This window comes from Streptomyces sp. NPDC000983, assembly GCF_040299205.1.
GTDB lineage: Bacteria > Actinomycetota > Actinomycetes > Streptomycetales > Streptomycetaceae > Streptomyces.
In genome coordinates, this window is the sequence record NZ_JBEPBM010000057.1 from 15,693 (window position 1) to 31,752 (window position 16,060).

Here is a 16,060-nt window from a genome sequence, read left to right on the forward strand (position 1 = left end):
CCCCACCACGCGTGGGGGCAGCGAGGCCGTCCAGTCGACCATTCGGCTAGCGCCGTCCCGCCGCCGACCGAACGTTTTCCAGCAAGGCATGCAGCAGAAAGGGCGGTTCCGTCGCGACGGTCCGGGTCGTCTCCAGATACGTGGCCGCGTTCTTCCCGTCGATGCCCTCGCCTGTGCGGACGAGTTCCTGTCGCCGCTCCTTCCAAGCCGGCCAGTGCTGATCGAGGTAGGTCTCCAGCGTGTCCTCGAAGACTGTGTAGCGGCTGGCCGAGTTGTCAGCGGGCTGCGGGGTGGGCGTCGCTCCCAAGTACCGCAGAAGATCCGAGTTCTTGGTCCGGTTCGTCTGCGCCTGGCGCTCGAACGCCCGCTCCACGGTGTGGGGGTCGACGGCAGACGGGATGGGAGCTGGGGCGAGTGGTGGGCAGGGGCGGGATAGCGCCGCTCGGCACGCGGCTGGGGCCAGCGAAGGGGGCCCGCGAGAAGGGCCTGCGGCTTGTGAGCCGAACGAAGATGCAGTCGGGCGGTCCCGCAGGGGACTGACCATGTGTCCCAGGGCATTCCCGGTACTGGCTTTTCCACAGGTCAACGTGGGTGGGATCGTTTGACCGTCGGGGATGCGGGGGCTGCTGTTGTGGGGGACTGCGGGCGTCCTGGAGGCTCTGGGTGTCGCACCGGCCGAGGCGCAGGCAGTGGCACGGCGACGACATCCACCCCGCACTGTCGCACCGGCACTTGTGTGTCCGGGCACCGGAGGTGCGGAGTTCGGCGACCGGGATCGGGATCGGGCGCGGGACGAGGTGGTGAACGGCGGCAGACGTCTTCGGGGTGAAAGCCGGAGCCTGCCGTGAGCCATCACACACGGATCAGAGAAAGAAGACGCTCATGAACAGGAAGTCCCCCGCACGCCGTCGCCCGAGGAGCCTGCGCGTGGCTGCCGCCGGCCTCGTCCTGGCCGTTGGGCTCGGCGTGTCGGCGCAGGGATCGGCGCAGGGGTCCGTCCATACCGCTGCGAAGGTGCCCGCCGCCGCCTTGGAGTCGGCCACGGCCGTGAAGTCGGTCGCCGCGGCACCGAAGTCGGTCACCGGTACGACCGGACACGTGGTGACCCGGGTCGCCGACTTCTTCGGCGCGTACATCGACGCGAAGGGCGACTACGACAACCCGGACGCCGCGCTGGCCAGGGCGCTCCGCACGCACTACCTGACGCCCGACTTCGCCGAGCGGCTGGTGGCCTGGGAGGAGACGAACGGGGTGGACGGCGTTCTGCGTGCCCAGAACGTGCCCATGCGGTGGACGGTGAAGGACAACGGCACGCTGGGGCACTCACACGAGGTTACCGTCACGCTGACCTTCGGCAGTGGGACGAACACGCAAGAGACCAGGCTCTTCGTGCTGGTGGAGCGGTACAACCACATCAGCGACATCGCCACCGTGAGCGCCCACTGACGGCGGAGCCCGCCCTGCCCAGCCCAGCCCTGCCCAGCCGGACGGGACACCCGTCCGGCTGGGCAGCGGCCGAGGCCAGCGCGCGGCGGTCATGAACGCGACCGCCGGCGTCTGCGTATCGGACGTCGTCGACCATCGGCGGCCGGCGCGACGACTGCCGTCCTTCGGGCAACAAGGAACCATTCCATGCCCACCTGACGTGCAGTGATATCAGGGCCTGGGATGGGGAATCGCGGGCGGACGACAGGGGAACGATGTCGGTTGGGGACGATGCCGAGGAGTTCGCGGCATTGCTGCGTCAGCTCAAGGACGGCACTGGCCGGAGTTACGGCTCCCTCGCCCGCCAGCTGGACATGAACGCCTCCACACTGCACCGGTACTGCGCGGGCGATGGCGTTCCTCAGGACTTCGCTCCCGTCGAGCGGCTCGCGACCTTCTGCGGGGCGACGCCTCGGGAGCGGCTCGAACTGCACCGACTGTGGCTGTCGGCGGTGGCGGCCCGGCAGCGGGTGCGTACGGCCGACTCACCGCAGGCAGCAATTCCGTCACCCGCACCGGACACGGAAACGGACGCCGACGCCGACGGGGGCGGGGGCGGCGGCAGGGAGCGGGACAGGTACGGCGACCGCGAAGGCTCCCCACACCGCCGTCGACGGTTCCTCGCGTCCACCACCACCGTCTGCGCGCTGCTCGTCATCAGCGTCGCAGGTCTGTCCGTCCTCCCGGACGGGAACTCCTCCAGGACGCAGACGTCGTCCCGCTCCATGATCCCCAGGGGGAGCACCGGGCCACCCGCCACAGGCGCACCCGGCCGCTCGGCGCAACCATCCGCCACGGAACCCGCCGCCGACCCGCCCCTCACCTGGAGCGTCGATCCCCTGGTTTGGGACAAGGGCTGCGACCACGACTACGTCCTCGACAAGCCGTCCGCGCAGGTGCCTCCGCCGCCGTTCCCACAAGACGCCGAGATGTGGGCGACGACGCAGGGCGCGGTGCAGGGGCGACAGACGAAGGTGCAGATCTCGGTGCAGGGGCGGTCGTCCACGGCTGTGGTCCTCAAGGCGATCCACGTCCGGGTCGTCAGCCGCGGCGCCCCCGCGGATGGGAACGCCTACTCCATGGGCCAGGGCTGCGGCAGCGATCTCACTCCCCGTCACTTCACCGTGAACCTCGACGAGGACCGACCCCTGGCCCAGTCGGACGGCGCGAACGCTGCCGACAGCGGGCACACCATCCCGGCCGTACGCTTCCCGTACCGTGTCTCCGCCGAAGACCCGGAGGTGCTGGAGGTCCACGCGACGACACAGGCCTACAACGCCCGCTGGTACCTCGAACTCGACTGGTCCTCCCAGGGCCGCACCGGCACGATCCGCATCGACGACGACGGCCGCCCGTTCCACACCACCGGCATCAAGGGCATGCCGCACTACTGGTACGGCAGGAACGACGCGGGAGAGCGAGCCTGGGTCCCGCTGGACAGCTCCTGACCTTTCGGGTTGCCTTCGGGCGGTGACGTTGGGTGATTCCTGCGGTATGCCGGTGTCATGCGGTACGCGGATGGTGGAGGCCTGACTGCTGAGCGGCGGGCCGCGCGTCAAGGGATCCGGCTGGAGGTCGGGCAGAGGTTCGTAAGAGGTGACAGGAATTCGGTCATCGCCAAGGACCACGCCGCCGGGTACGGGCGGATCGTCAACACATGCTCCGACGCCCTGTTCGGCGACACCGGACTCAGCGTGTCCGCAGGGAGGCAAAAGCGCCGTCCCTGGACTGACCGCCTCCCCGACAGCGGAAGGCGCCGCGTACGGCAATGTGCAGCACCCGGTGCAGGTGGCGGCCGCCGTCTCACGGCGGTCGATACTGGGGTGGCGGTCCCGTCCGCTCGTGAGTTGCAGTCGACTCGTGGTCTTGCCTGAACGGCCCTGAATGAGGAGGAAACCGAGACGGAGTCCGTGCAGAACTCGGGTGACGGTTGGGCGCGATCGGCGCTAGCGTGCGGCGGTGATCAGCAATGAAGGAATACGCCTGGGCGCGCAGGCCGCGCATTGCCTGGCACGGACGGGTCTCTATGAGTTCGAGGCGGGGCTGACGGAGGCCGAGTTCACGCGCATCGAGCGCGAGTACGGCTTCGAGTTCGCGGACGATCACCGAGCGTTCCTTGCGGCCGGGCTCCCGACCAACATCCCTCCCGAGGACGGGCAGACCTGGTCCAGGCCCTGGCCGGAGTGGCGCGGCGGCGATCTGGACAGCTTGCGTCGACAGCTCGACTGGCCGGTCGAAGGTGTTCTGCTCGGCGTTGAGCACAACGCGTTCTGGTACGAGGGTTGGGGTGAGCGTCCAGCCAACGGAACAGCGGCACTGGATACGGCGCGGCGTCATCTGGCGGAGGTGCCGGTGATGGTGCCCGTGTATGCCCACCGATACCTGCCTGCCGGCCGGGGAAGCTTCGGGCATCCGGTGCTCTCGATGTGGCAGACCGACATCATCTTTTACGGCCTGGACCTGGCCGACTACATGCACCAGGAGTTCGACGAGGCGCGAGGCGAGGTCGACGACAGCTGGAACCCGCAAGCGACGGCCCTCTTCTGGCGGGACCTCCTCTGACTCTTCGAGGAGCCCAGGCAGGCAGCGGACGCTCTCAGCTGGGGAAACTTGGGTTTCTTGGCGGCGTTTGCTGCACCGGCCGAAGGCGGGTGATGTGGGAGCCCTCCTCGCTCCGGGGAGCGCCAACGCTTTCCCGCGGAACTGGGGCCTGGGGGCTGCCTCTGAGGCGTGTCGAGCTCGGATGCTGTACTGCGGAACTTTCCTGTGGGCCCGGATGCTGTTTCAGTGCCTCGTCCCGTAATGGTGGGTGCAACTTTGGCTCTCTGCTTGACAGTTGCCCGATCATGCTTTGTCATTTGCTCACCTGTGGTGATCTTGTGAGCAAGGGGTGGGGCAGTGGGTGTTGGAGGGCTGCGTTGGCGTTCAGCGTCTGAGCAGGCGCAGCAGCAGGTTCGGGGCGTTGGCGAGCCGGTTGAGATGGTGGCCGAGCACATTGAACGGGAGACGGTTTTCGCCTACCGCACGATCCACAGGGGCGGGGCGCAGCGCATGGCAGGTGTCAGAGGCAGAGGGCGGGCGTCCGCAGCGACGGGGGCTGTGGTGTTGGGGATGGGCGTACTGGTCAGTGGGTGTGGATCCGATGCGCCGGCGTCCGGAAGCCGTTCACCGGGACCGATCCGCTCGGCACCTGCGGACCCCTCCGCTGCTGCCGACCCCGGCCGCGCGAAAGTCCTGCAGATCCGTGACGTGAAGGCCGTCATGCCCGATGCGGCAGCGCTGCCCGGCTGGAGGGAGACCTCTGGGTCACTGGTCACCAAGGACCGCCTCTTGTGCCAGACAGTAGTACCGAACGGATGCCGCACCACTGTCGCCATGGGGACATCGAAGTTCCTCCGAGGCGAGAAGATGAGCAAAACGGGAGGCGAGATCAGTTTCACCCTCTACTCCTGCACCAGCGAGCGCACTGCTCATGAACTCTTCGCCGAACTGACTCTGAGCGGATCGAAGACCCGCCTCCCGGGTTCCCTGGGGGACGAACAGGCTGCCGTACACACAACTTTGAGCACGGGGGGACGGTCCGTTGCGATAGCCTCGACGAAGATCCGCGCAGGCACCACCATCCTCTGGGTCACTGCTGCCGGTGCCGAACAGCACACCACCCAGCAACGGACCCGGGCAGCGGCCCAACTCTTCCACGACCGCACCGAGCAAGCCAAAACGGGTGAGAAGCCCACAACGAACGCACACATTGACTAGACCGGCAGCAGTCCCGCTGCCCGCGCCCTCTGGCGTCCCGCGCTTCAACTCTGCCGCTCCCCACGTACGTGTCGTCCCGGGGACGCCGGTCGGTCGCGGGCGGTCGTCGGTAGCCGCAGCACCTCGGGATCATCACGGGACACCAGGCGCTTTTGTCCCGCCGGTTCGGCGCGGCACTGACAGCGCGGGCCATCTGGACGCCTCCACCGTCGAGCGAACCGTGATCCTCGCTGAGCTGTGCCGCAGAGGCGACGGGTGGTGGCTGTGCGCCGTCGGGCAGGGTTGCGACCATGGACTGGCCAGCCTCGCTCGTGGCTACGGAGTCGACGTCGCCCAGTGGAGGAGCGTTCTGTCCTGCTGGGGCTCTTGAGTAACTGCGATGTAGACACTTGGTCCGGGTGATCGTGCGTGTGAGGATCATGCCGTCTGCGCACTGCGGAGGGCGGCAGTCACACGCACCTACCTGAAGGGTCATACCGGGGGATGAGAATGTTCGCGGGCAGAGCGGCACGGCTGGTCGTGGGCAACGACGGTGAGGTGCCGTTGGATCTGTTGCTGGAGCCCTGGGGTGACGTCCATCGAGTCTCGCCTGAGCAGACGTGCGTCGTTGTCACTCATCCCTCTGCGGGAGATGGTTCCTGGCCTGGGACGCAGCTCGGGGACGAGCCGTTTGAGGTTCGTCATGGGCCTGACTGGGTCACGGTGTGGGTCAACGGCCACTGCTTCCACCTCAGCGACAGGCAAGGCAACGAAATCGAACCCTACGTCTATGGAGGGTGCCCGGCTCAGCACCCGGCCACATGAGGGATGCCGACCTCAGCGGATGCATGGCTTTCGGCGCTTCGGAAGGGCCATGTTGCTGCGGTCCATCGTGAGTTGGCCGCTGGCGAGGTCCGCCGTGTCCCTTCCTCGACCCCCGTGGCGAGGACTACTGGCCGACCCCCGGGTTGAGGGAAGCGTCGTCTGGTTCTCTGCCTACGTCCCCGGACTGCGCTGCTGTTCGGATCCATGAGGACGCCCACCCCGTCAAGGCAGTCCTCGATTACCAGGTTGTCGATGCCAACGGCACCAGCCTGGACGGTGGGGCACCAGAAAGGATGGGAGGCCGGCTGCCCCCGAGGCGGTCTGAGCCGCGAGAGTGTCGGGCCGGGTGGCAGCGTGTTTCACGAGGTTGTCCTCCAGCGGGGAGCGTCGAGGTCGGGCTGATCGGGGCTGGCGAAGTGGAACGGCACGGCGAACCGCTCGGCCAGGGCGCGACCGACCGTCTCTGCTTCCTGCGCCTCGGGCCACGGCGGAACCGTGCCGTTGAACAGTCTCATGTCACTGCCGTGCCGAATGATGGCGAGCCGGTGCTCCGCGTCCGGGTCGTCCGTGAGTGCGATCAGGTCCACGCACCAGCCATCGGTGTCACCGTCCCACAGTGCCTCGATGGCGACCGCCCGGCCGGGCAGAGTCTCCACCGTCTTCACCAGCGTCACCAGGTCCAGCGGAGCGGTCGGATAGCGCTCGAACCGCTGGCCCAGCTCCCGGTAACGCTCGGCAACGACGTCGAGTGTGTCGTACAGGCCCGGCCTGGACCCGACGGGGAATGCCGCGCGGATACGGGCGACTGCCGCTATCCGATGGTCCTGCTGGATCAGGCTGTCCACGGCGGAGCGCTCGGCGGCCGACAGGCCGGCCCAGATCGGGGATTCCATGTCCGTATTTAAGCCGCACCGACTGCGCGCCCCGATCCGGGGCGCTGTTGCCGAGCATGAATTCTGCTCATGCCGGGCCTGGCGCCGGTAAGGTTCGCGGGTGATCACTCCCTTTGTCCAGCCGCGACGGGCCCTCAGGGCGTCTACGAGCCATCCGGGCCGCTGACATGGCACCTTTCGTGTACCGCATCACTCCGTACAGCCCTGCTGACCTCGACGCGGCGGCCGGCGGAGACAGCACCTGCATCGGGTATGACTCGAGGGAACGCGTCGCTGCTGCCTGTGTGGCGGCCGTGGCCGGGTTCGCGCTCGATGCCGGTGTCGAGCGGGTGACGATCGACAATCCCATGACAGAGGGGTTCTTCTCCTTCTCCGTCCTCGCGGGAAGTGGGGGGCATGGGCTGAGCGGGCTGTTCCCCTACGACAGCGTCGGGTTCCACGATGGCGCGCGCGTTCCGCTCGCCACCGGTCTCGGGTTGCTGCGGGCGATGGTGCTGCGCGAGGGGGCCTGGTGCCGGCTGCAGGCGGACGATGGATTCTTCATTCATGTCGGCGACCGGGACGACATATATGTCGGCGGCGGGCGGGACCAGGAGAGCGCCGTGTCCCGCGCCCGCATGCTTGGGCTGTTCGTCGACGGGGTCGCTGGCTCACCTTATGATCCGGCCCTTGACGAGACCGACGCCTCGCAGGCCGCGAACGAGGAGTTCTGGTCCGAGGTCGGCGCACTGGTCGCGGACCGCGGCGGGGTCCTGCTGGAGGAGCGTCCGACCGGCAACGCCTACCGCTGGTACCGCCTGACGGCCACTGACGAGGTTGAGGCTGTGCGTGAGCGTCTGACCCCACGGGCGCGGCTGGCGGTATGGCCGGACCTCACCGACGACGTCGAGGCGGTCCGCGCCGCCGTCGTGCGCGGGGAAGGCCTGCACCTGCTCGTGCGGCAGTATCCGGGCGGGGGTTTCACGGGGGCGCGTGTCGCCGAACCGGGCATGGGACGCGCAGACGTGCCGAATCCCCAGATCGCATCCGGCCCGGGCCACCGGGCGGCGTTGGTCCCGCTGGAACGAGTTGATCGCCGCCCTCTTCTCGTGGCAGTGCTGCCCGACGGAGACGGTGTCCTTCGGGCCCGCTGGCGTACCAACCGCACCCGGGCCGAGGAGCGGCGGACGTTCCTCGGCTCGCTGCGTGTGGGCGAGGCTGTCACCGGCGTTGTCGCGACGGGTCTCCATGACATCGGGGTGCAGGTGCACCTCGATGACGATCTGGGTCGTTTCCTCGGCTTCCTCCGCGTTTCCGAGATGTCCTGGATCCGTTTCGACTCGGTCGACGACATTGCCCCCGTCGGCCGGGAAATCCGCGCCGAGATCATCAGCATCGACTTCGCGCGGGAGCAGGTGAGGCTGTCCATCAAGGCGCTGCAGCCCGATCCCTGGCAGCACTATGCAGATACCCACAAGGTAGGGGCCACGGTCTTGGGGACGGTGACCGAACTGGTGCCGTTCGGCGCGTTCGTCCAGATGGAGGAGACCATCGATGGCCTCGTCCACCTCACCGAGTTGGCCGAGCACGACGTCGAGTCCCCGCAAGAAGTGCTCGCGGTCGGCGACCAGGTCCGAGTCGCCATCCTCGACGTGGACCGCCAGCGTCGCCGCATCCGCCTTTCACTCAAACGCGCCCAACCGGAGTGAGGACCCTGGACCGCTCGCAGCCGGTACTTCCGCTGATGCCCGGCATGCCCGAGCGGCGCACCCACGACTATCTGCGGCACGGCATCACCAGCCTGTTTGCCGCCTTCAACATCGCCGACGGGACAGTCATCGGCGAACTGCACCGCCGTCACCGGGCCATCGAGTTCAAGAAGTTCCTGGTCACGATAGACAAGGCGGTCCCCACCGGACTCGACGTGCACCTGGTGTGTGACAACTACGCCACCCACAACACGTCCGAGATCAAGACCTGGCTCGCCAAGCATCCCCGCTTCCACATCCACTTCACCCCGACCGGATCGTCCTGGATCAACCAGGTCGAACGGTGGTTCGGCCTGCTGACCGACAAGCTCATCCGCCGCGGAGTCCACACCTCAGTGAAGGCGCTAGAGGACGACATCAGGGCCTGGATCACCTCGTGGAACGAGAACCCAAAACCCTTCACCTGGACCAAGACAGCCGACGAGATCCTCAAATCCCTCGCCGACTACCTCACCAAGGTCACTCCACCAGCCACCGAAAACCAGCAAGAGACTTAAGCCCGCGATTTCCGGCGCATCACACTAGGACATGACCGCCCGGTACTCGGCAGCAAGGGCGTCAGCCATGTCCGTCACCGAGTAGCGGGCCTTGACCGTTGCACGGGCGGCCTGGGCGAGACGGAGCCTGTCGTTCTCGGGCAGGGTCGCCATTCGCCGCAGGCCGCGTGCGAGGCCGGAGGCGGAGGAGGTGTCCAGTAGGAGTCCGTTGAGCCCGTCACGGAGATAGTGCGCCACCCCACCGCGCAGTGGCCCGGCGGGAGGCAGACCGGCTTCCATCGCCTCCAGGATGGCGATGCCGAACTCCTCTTTGATACTCGGACACACGTACCACGCCCTCATCCCATTCGCCGGTTCGGCCAAGGCGTGTTCCAGGCATCGGACTTCGTCGTTAGGCTTGGCCGGGAGCATAGCCAGATGCCGGGCGGCTTTCGTGTGCCCCGCCGCCAGGGTGCGCAGTTCGGCACGCATGTGCTGCTCCGGCGGTGTGGGACGGCCCCCGCTTCCTCCGACGATCACGAGGGTCGTCTCGCGCCAGAGGCCCGTGGCGAGCCAGGTACGCACCAGCAGATCCTGCTGCTTCACAGGGTTCAGTCGGCCCACGCACAACAGCAGCGGCAGGTCACGGCTCTCCGGCGCGAGCGAGTCAGGGGACGTGCCGCTGGCGAACAAACCGGCCAGGAGCGTGCGCTGCAGTGACGTCTCGTCGGGTGCGGGCGAGTACGGGGCGATTCCCTCCGGCGGCGAGGCGGGACCCGATGGACCGTATCGCGCTCTGAGCACGGGGAAGTGGCGCAGGAGTTCCCGGCTTCCCGAACTCCCGGGGATACCGATCACTGTGTCGGCGCGGTCGACGAGTCGGTCGGCGCAGTAGATGCGATGCAGGTCGTCGCGCAGACGGTCCGCTGCTGCGCTGTCGTCCGGATCGGCCTCGCTGTAGTTTCGCGCGACGGTTCGGTGCGGATCGGGCGTTGCCGTGAAGAACAGCCGTATGCCTGAACGGGCAGCGGCGTGGGCGAGGGCCAGGCTGCCGTCGTCGGCGTAGCGCACATGCAGCACGTCCACGGCACGGGGCAGGGCGCCGAGCAGACGGGCGGCCCACCAGGCGAGGGCGGCACGGTGCGCGGCGAGTGCGTTCTGCTGGGGTGGCGTGGGTGCGTCCACCGGCAGGCTCAGCACCCAGTGGCCCGTGGTTCGCTCCCTCAGCAGGCCGGGGTGCCGGGCCAGCCCGTCATGGCCGGCGAGGACGACGGTGATCACGCTGGCGATGCCCTCGCTGCGGGCGAGCCGGTCGCCAAGACCGCCCAGCAGCACGGACAGGCCACCGCTCAGTCCCGCACCCGGTGTCAGCAGGTCGCCCAGGAGCATCGTCTGCGCGACCACGATCCCGCTCGGGCGCCATCCTTCGGCCGTCAGACGAGTGGGCGGACTGAGGAGAAGTCGCTCATAGGGGTCAGCCGCACGAGCGGTGGCGGCCAGGAGGGCGGGGCCTTCCGGCAGCCCGTGCAGGTAGCGCCACAGGGCGTGCCGCTCGGCACGGGTGGCGTTCGCGGCGCGTTCCGCCGCCTCATCGCAGGACAGTGGCCGCAGGCCGGCGATCTCGGCGCATTCGAGCAGAAGGGCTGTGCGCGAGGGGTGGGATGCCTCGTGGACGAGCGCGTGGCGCAGTGATTCCTCCGCGTACGTGGTGCCGTGGTGGCGGACCGATTCGGGCCACAGCTCCGTCATGACCGCCGCGAGCCTCGGCCCGCCCCGGGCATGCGCCAGGAGCGCCTCGGGGGTGAGGGGAACGGCAAGCCGGCTGGCGCGGCGCAGCGAGGCGGTCGCGGTATCGCCGCGGCTGAGGCCCGGTGGGGGACTGGCGGCAACCGGTCGGCCGCCGTACTCGGCGTCCAGGAGAGACGCGAGCAGGCCGGGGGACCGTCCGCCGACGGTGCGCGGGGGAAGGACGGCGTCCGTTCCACCCGGGTACGAGCCGCTGAAGAAGGCCGCTCGCGCGGCGACGAGCGGGTCGGGATCCCCCTTCGACGCACGCTGCTCGGTGCTCTCGAACCGTGGCGGGGAGGAGGCGAGCACATGGTCTCCTTGGTCGGGGAAGCTACGACGCTGATGATTTCCGCCCGGTGGCACCGCGCGGATGCACCACAGCGTCGGCACCAGCCCGAGCGGCTCATCCGGCACGACCGGTGAGGGGACCGGGGGCGGCGGACTGCGCCGCTCGCCGTCCGGAGCCGTGCACCCGCGGCCCGCATCCACGGAAGGGCTACGTCAGGAAGCGAGGGCATGCCACGCATCGTGATCGTCAGTCCACCGTTCTTCTCCCACGCCCGGCCCCTGTCCGTCCTTGCCGCTGCCCTTCGGACGCGTGGCGCCGAAGTCTTCTTCGCCTGCTCGCCGGATTTCGAAGGGCTCGCGCTCGACGCCGGTGTCGCCTTCGTGCCTCTGGTAGTGACCCGCAACGCCAACACGGGGGTGGCCGAGTCCACGCAACAGGACGCGGCCGAGGCGGCGCGGCTGGACGAGTTCCTCGATGCGACACGGCACGGAGCCGTCGAGACGCTCATGACGCAGGCCCGTCACCGACGGGCCGACATGCTCGCCGACCCGGACAAGGTCTTCGATGACCTACGGTCCCTCGACGAGCGCCTCAGACCCGACTGGTACGTCGTGGACCAGCTCAGCTACGCGGTGACACTGGCCCTCCACTGCCTGCGGCTGCGCTACGCAACTTTCTGCCCCGGACATCCGACCTACGTCCTCAGCGACCAGGACAGCTACTTCGGTGTGCCCTACGACTGGCCTGGCGCACTGCGCCCCGATCGTACCCGTCTGGCCGAACTGCTGGACGTGGCCCGCGATAACGATCGAGCGTTTACCGCGGCGTTCGACGCCTTCGCCGCCAGCAGGGCACCCGCGGCGCCCAGGCCGGGCCGCGCCTTCGCGCTGACATCACCGGACGCGGTCGTTTACGCCTACCCGCCGCTGCCATGGCTGTCGGCACGCCCCGCAGGACCCCGCCATCTCTTCGCCGGTCACACGGTGGGCTCGGTCCAGCCGCTCGACGACCACTGGCAGCACACCCTGCGACGGCTGCGCGACCGCGCGGAGCGGATCGTCCTCGTCGCGCTGGGCACGTTCCTCGCAGCCCGCGACGATGTCCTGCGCGCCGTCGTGTCCGGCGCCCGGACCGCTTCGCGCCCGACCGCCCTGATCGTCGCGGCGGGCCGGCGCACGGACGTCGTTGGCGCTGTGGCCGACGACCTCACGGTGGTGGTGCCGTCCGTCCCGCAGCAGGCGCTGCTCCCGCACATGGATGCCATGGTTCACCACGGCGGCGGCAACTCGTTCACCGAATGTCTCCGATCCGGTGTTCCCGCGCTGGTACTGCCCTTCTCCAGCGATCAGTTCGCCGTCGCACGAGATGCTGAAAGGGCCGGTGTCGGCATCGTTTATGACCCGAACAGTCTCACCGACCATCAGGTCGGCTCGGCGCTCGACCTCCTAGGCACAACGGCCGGGCCCGAAGTGAAGAGGTGGCAGGACGCCCTCAACGCTCTGGGCCCCGACCACGCCGCCACAGCTCTGCTTGAGGTGATGCATCCTCCCCGGGGAACGTGACCGCGAGCACCTCCGACCGGTCCCTCCGGGGCGGAGGGCCTGCCAGGTCCCGCGTACTGCTCGTCCGGCGCATCCCGAGGGCCGGGTGAATCCATGCGTCCACGATCGGCAGAAGCCTCACCGCACAAGCCAAGTGGTGGTCGCGGGACGACGCAGTGGCCACCACGCCTCACATCCGTATCCGTCGTGTCCGTGATGAACGGCAGAAGAAGGGACCAGCGTGTCGTTTTCCAAGTACGTCACCACCCTGGCGGCAGTCTGCTCGCTGGGCGTCATCGCAGGCGCCCCGGCCCAGGCCGCGCCGACGCCGGCCGTCGCCGAGGAACCTCGGGCGGTCGAAATGGTGGACGTGGAGCGCTATCTCGGGGCCTGGTACCAGGTGGCGGCGGTTCCTCAGCTCTTCGAGGTCCAGTGTGCCAAGAACGTCACGGCCGCCTACTCCTTGACGGCGTCGGGCGCGGTCGGCGTTCGCAACACCTGCACGACCTGGTGGAACACCACCAGTGCCGTGACAGGTGAGGCGAAGGCACTCGACGCCTCCAACGCCCGCCTCAACGTCAGTTTTCTCAAACTGGGCGGTTCCTACGTCCACACCGGTGACCCCAACTACATCGTGACAGGGCTCGACGCCGGGTACAGCTGGGCCGTAGTCACTGACAGCGATCGGAAGTCCGGGTTCGTCCTCGCCCGCTCGGTCACGCTGACCGCGACTGAGTGGGCGGCCGTCCGGGACTCCATCCGGGCAGCGGGCCTCGACGCCTGCGACTTCCGCACGACGCGTCAGGACGGGGGGACGAGGACGAGCAGCCGGCTCTGCTGACGCTGTCCGTGCTCCACCTTCGCGCCGGTCGTCCGGAGTCGGCCGTGAGGCCCCGGACAACCGGCCCGAAGGCCTTGCACGCATGTGCCGTGCGTCTCGTTCCCATACCGCATCTGCCGGGGACGCCGGACCCGTACCTCGGTCGAAACCTCTTGGCCCACAGACGTGTGTACGGAGCCATGAGGAGCATCATGCGCCCCACGCCGTCACCCCGCCCTTACGACGCCCTGCTTTTGCTGGCCTTCGGCGGTCCCGAAGGCCCGGACGACGTGATCCCGTTCTTTGAGAACGTGACGCGCGGGCGGGGCATCCCCAGGGAACGCCTGATGGAGGTCGGCGAACACCATCTCCTCTACGGCGGGGCCAGCCCCATCAACGACCAGAACCGCGAGCTGCTCGACGCCCTGCGCAAGGACTTCGCCGACCACGGCCCCGACCTGCCGGTCCACTGGGGCAACCGCAACTGGGCCCCGTACCTGACCGACACCCTGCGCGAGATGACGCGCGACGGCCACCGCCGCGTCCTGGTCCTGGCCACCAGTAGGGCTTGGTCAGGTTCGTAGGGGTGTGGGTATGTCTTGGTGGCAGGTGGGGCAGGCGCCGGCCCAGAGAGCGAGGAGTGTCTGCAGGTCGCGGACGACTTGGTAGAGACTCAGGCCTGCGCTGCGTCTTTTGGGTCTCGTGCCGGTCGTTGCAGGGTGCAGAAGGCGTGGGCGGCGGAGACGAGGGTGACGTGGTGGTGCCAGCCGTTCCAGGTGCGGCCCTCGAAGTGGGCCAGGCCCAGGGCCTGTTTCATCTCGCGGTAGTCGTGCTCGATGCGCCGGCGGAGCTTGGCCAGCCGCACCAGCGTCGCCAGGGGCATCCCGGAGGGCAGGCTGGACAGCCAGAACTGCACGGGTTCGGGTTCGGTGGCGGGCCATTCGGCCAGCAGCCGGCGTTCGGGCAGCTCCGGGCCGTCGTTGGCCTGACGGACTGCGCGTCCGGCTGGGCGGATGCGCAGGGCGACGAACCGCGAGTGCATGCGTTTGAAGCCGCTGACCGACTTGCAAAGCACGCCGTGGACCGGGGAGCCACGGCGACCGGGGCCGGTCGTGCGATGGCCCGCCCCTGTCGCATGGCGGAGCCGCACCGTGCGTGCAGGGGGTGGCTGCTCAATACATACGCACTGGGCCGTGCAAGGGCACGGTGTGCCGACCGAAGAGATCCATGGCAGGCCGCGCGGTCTGCTCCTGTTGAGCGCAAGGCGGGCCGTGTGTCGCCGGCCGGCCATTGCGCGGCTGTGGGGGCACCTGTGGTCCCACACGCTGGGGTGCAACCGTCAGACGGTGTCCGGCTGAAGCATCTGAAGGGAGGCGGGACCTCGCATGACGCCAGGAACCCGGCTCGGTACATGACCGTCTCAGGGAAGGCAGCGTGATGAGCGACGCGGTCGTTTCTCACCGGCGGACGGCCGGTGTGCTGCGGCTTTTGGAGGCGGCGGATGAGTGAGCGCCGCGGGCCCCGGCGAGTGATGCGGCATCGTCGAGCTCCCGAGGCACTGACTCCTCTCGCTCCACGCCGCGTACGACGTGTCCTATTCCGTCAGTACTGGCGCGACCTGGTCTTCCTGCACTGGGAGGCGGATCCCTTCGAGGTCGCCAGGCTCCTACCGCCCGGCACGGTCCCGGATCTGCATCACGGCCGTACGTACGTGGGCCTGGTGTTCTTCCAGATGCGGGACCTGGCGCTCGGGCCGGTGCCGCCGTTGCCGTATCTGGGGACGTTCAACGAGGTCAACGTTCGTCTGTACAGCCGCGACGAGCTGGGCCGACGCGGAGTTGTCTTCCTTTCGCTGGATTGTGACCGGCTCCTGCCCGCTGTGGGTGCGCGATTCGGGTTCGGGCTGCCCTACCGCTGGTCGCGTATCTCGCGCCACTGGTACGGGCAGCGGCTGGTGTACCGCACGCAGGACCGCAGGCAGCCGCGGCTCGGCAGCCACGTGTGGGTCGACGTCGAGGAGGAGATCGCGACGCCCAGGCCGCTGGACTGTTTCCTGACGAACCGATGGGGTCTCCACGGAGAGGGCCTCGGGGGGACCTACTACATGGGGCTGACCCACCCGGAGTGGACTTTTCGGTGCTGTGACGCGCTTGACTGGGACGCGTCCCTGGTGACCGCTGCAGGCGTCACACCCCTGCGCGCCAAGCCCGACAGTGTGCTCTTTGCTCCCGGTGTCCAGGTGCGGTTCGGCCTGCCCGTCCGCTTGTCCCACACCCCGCCTGGCGCGTGAGACGGACCAGGCTGTGCGCCCGGTGGAGAGGACCTCCACGAGGCTGCTCAGAAAACTTTCCTTCTGTTGAAACCAGGCCCGCATCACCGGCGGAATGCGTTCCCACGAGATTCGAGACGTGCTCGAACGGAAGGGGAACCCGTCATGACCACTCGCGTTCCGGGTGC

The 16,060-nt window shown here is 68.5% G+C and carries 11 protein-coding genes and 5 pseudogenes; 12 read left to right on the top strand and 4 right to left on the bottom strand.

Translation table 11 applies throughout. The annotated features are described in order from the left end of the window. Nucleotides 1–46: 46 nt before the first annotated feature. A complete protein-coding gene (locus tag ABT296_RS35280) occupies nt 47–373 on the bottom strand; it encodes a hypothetical protein (RefSeq protein WP_351933643.1) in 327 nt (108 codons plus the stop codon). A gap of 554 nt (nt 374–927) precedes the next feature. Here ABT296_RS35280 and ABT296_RS35285 point away from each other — a divergent pair. From ABT296_RS35285 to ABT296_RS35305, 6 genes and pseudogenes are all read left to right on the top strand, one after another. Then, a complete protein-coding gene (locus tag ABT296_RS35285) occupies nt 928–1,446 on the top strand; it encodes a hypothetical protein (protein WP_351933645.1) in 519 nt (172 codons plus the stop codon). 254 nt (nt 1,447–1,700) lie between these two features. Then, entirely contained in the window at nt 1,701–2,933 is a 1,233-nt protein-coding gene (locus ABT296_RS35290; RefSeq protein ID WP_351933647.1) for a helix-turn-helix domain-containing protein, read from the top strand. A gap of 57 nt (nt 2,934–2,990) precedes the next feature. Next, nucleotides 2,991–3,110: pseudogene (locus tag ABT296_RS38805) on the top strand (IS630 family transposase); the annotation flags it as partial. A 334-nt stretch (nt 3,111–3,444) separates the two neighbouring features. Next, on the top strand, nt 3,445–4,047 hold the full coding sequence (locus ABT296_RS35295; protein WP_351933649.1) for a hypothetical protein: 603 nt from the start codon (nt 3,445–3,447) through the stop codon (nt 4,045–4,047). A 549-nt stretch (nt 4,048–4,596) separates the two neighbouring features. Then, nucleotides 4,597–5,244: a hypothetical protein gene (locus ABT296_RS35300; protein ID WP_351933651.1), complete on the top strand. Its 648-nt coding sequence runs from the start codon at nt 4,597–4,599 to the stop codon at nt 5,242–5,244. A gap of 193 nt (nt 5,245–5,437) precedes the next feature. After that, nucleotides 5,438–5,614: pseudogene (locus ABT296_RS35305) on the top strand (TerD family protein); the annotation flags it as partial. 793 nt (nt 5,615–6,407) lie between these two features. Here ABT296_RS35305 and ABT296_RS35310 read toward each other — a convergent pair. Then, nucleotides 6,408–6,941: a hypothetical protein gene (locus ABT296_RS35310; protein WP_351933653.1), complete on the bottom strand. Its 534-nt coding sequence runs from the start codon at nt 6,939–6,941 to the stop codon at nt 6,408–6,410. A gap of 1,298 nt (nt 6,942–8,239) precedes the next feature. Between ABT296_RS35310 and ABT296_RS35315 the strand changes: the two genes are divergently transcribed. Beyond that, entirely contained in the window at nt 8,240–8,629 is a 390-nt protein-coding gene (locus tag ABT296_RS35315) for a S1 RNA-binding domain-containing protein (RefSeq protein ID WP_351933660.1), read from the top strand. Then, nucleotides 8,626–9,186 (top strand): annotated as a pseudogene (locus ABT296_RS35320) (IS630 family transposase); the annotation flags it as partial. The gene ABT296_RS35315 and the pseudogene ABT296_RS35320, both read left to right, overlap by 4 nt. 24 nt (nt 9,187–9,210) lie before the next feature. On the opposite strand, the gene ABT296_RS35325 reads toward ABT296_RS35320, so the two are convergent. Next, a complete protein-coding gene (locus ABT296_RS35325) occupies nt 9,211–11,262 on the bottom strand; it encodes a glycosyltransferase family 4 protein (protein ID WP_351933655.1) in 2,052 nt (683 codons plus the stop codon). 207 nt (nt 11,263–11,469) lie between these two features. On the opposite strand from ABT296_RS35325, the gene ABT296_RS35330 reads away from it, so the two are divergent. The 3 genes and pseudogenes from ABT296_RS35330 to ABT296_RS35340 form a co-directional block, all read left to right on the top strand. After that, entirely contained in the window at nt 11,470–12,804 is a 1,335-nt protein-coding gene (locus tag ABT296_RS35330; protein WP_351933657.1) for a glycosyltransferase, read from the top strand. A gap of 220 nt (nt 12,805–13,024) precedes the next feature. Beyond that, nucleotides 13,025–13,624 (top strand): lipocalin family protein, encoded by a 600-nt coding sequence (locus ABT296_RS35335; RefSeq protein ID WP_351933658.1) that lies wholly within the window; start codon nt 13,025–13,027, stop codon nt 13,622–13,624. Nucleotides 13,625–13,815: 191 nt separating this feature from the next. After that, nucleotides 13,816–14,166 (top strand): annotated as a pseudogene (locus ABT296_RS35340) (ferrochelatase); the annotation flags it as partial. Nucleotides 14,167–14,276: 110 nt separating this feature from the next. Here ABT296_RS35340 and ABT296_RS35345 read toward each other — a convergent pair. Further along, a pseudogene (locus ABT296_RS35345) lies at nt 14,277–14,645 on the bottom strand (transposase); the annotation flags it as partial. Nucleotides 14,646–15,134: 489 nt separating this feature from the next. Here ABT296_RS35345 and ABT296_RS35350 point away from each other — a divergent pair. Beyond that, the gene (locus ABT296_RS35350) at nt 15,135–15,893 is read left to right on the top strand and encodes a YqjF family protein (protein ID WP_351933662.1); all 759 of its coding nucleotides are present in this window, start codon (nt 15,135–15,137) and stop codon (nt 15,891–15,893) included. The last annotated feature ends 167 nt before the right edge of the window (nt 15,894–16,060 follow it).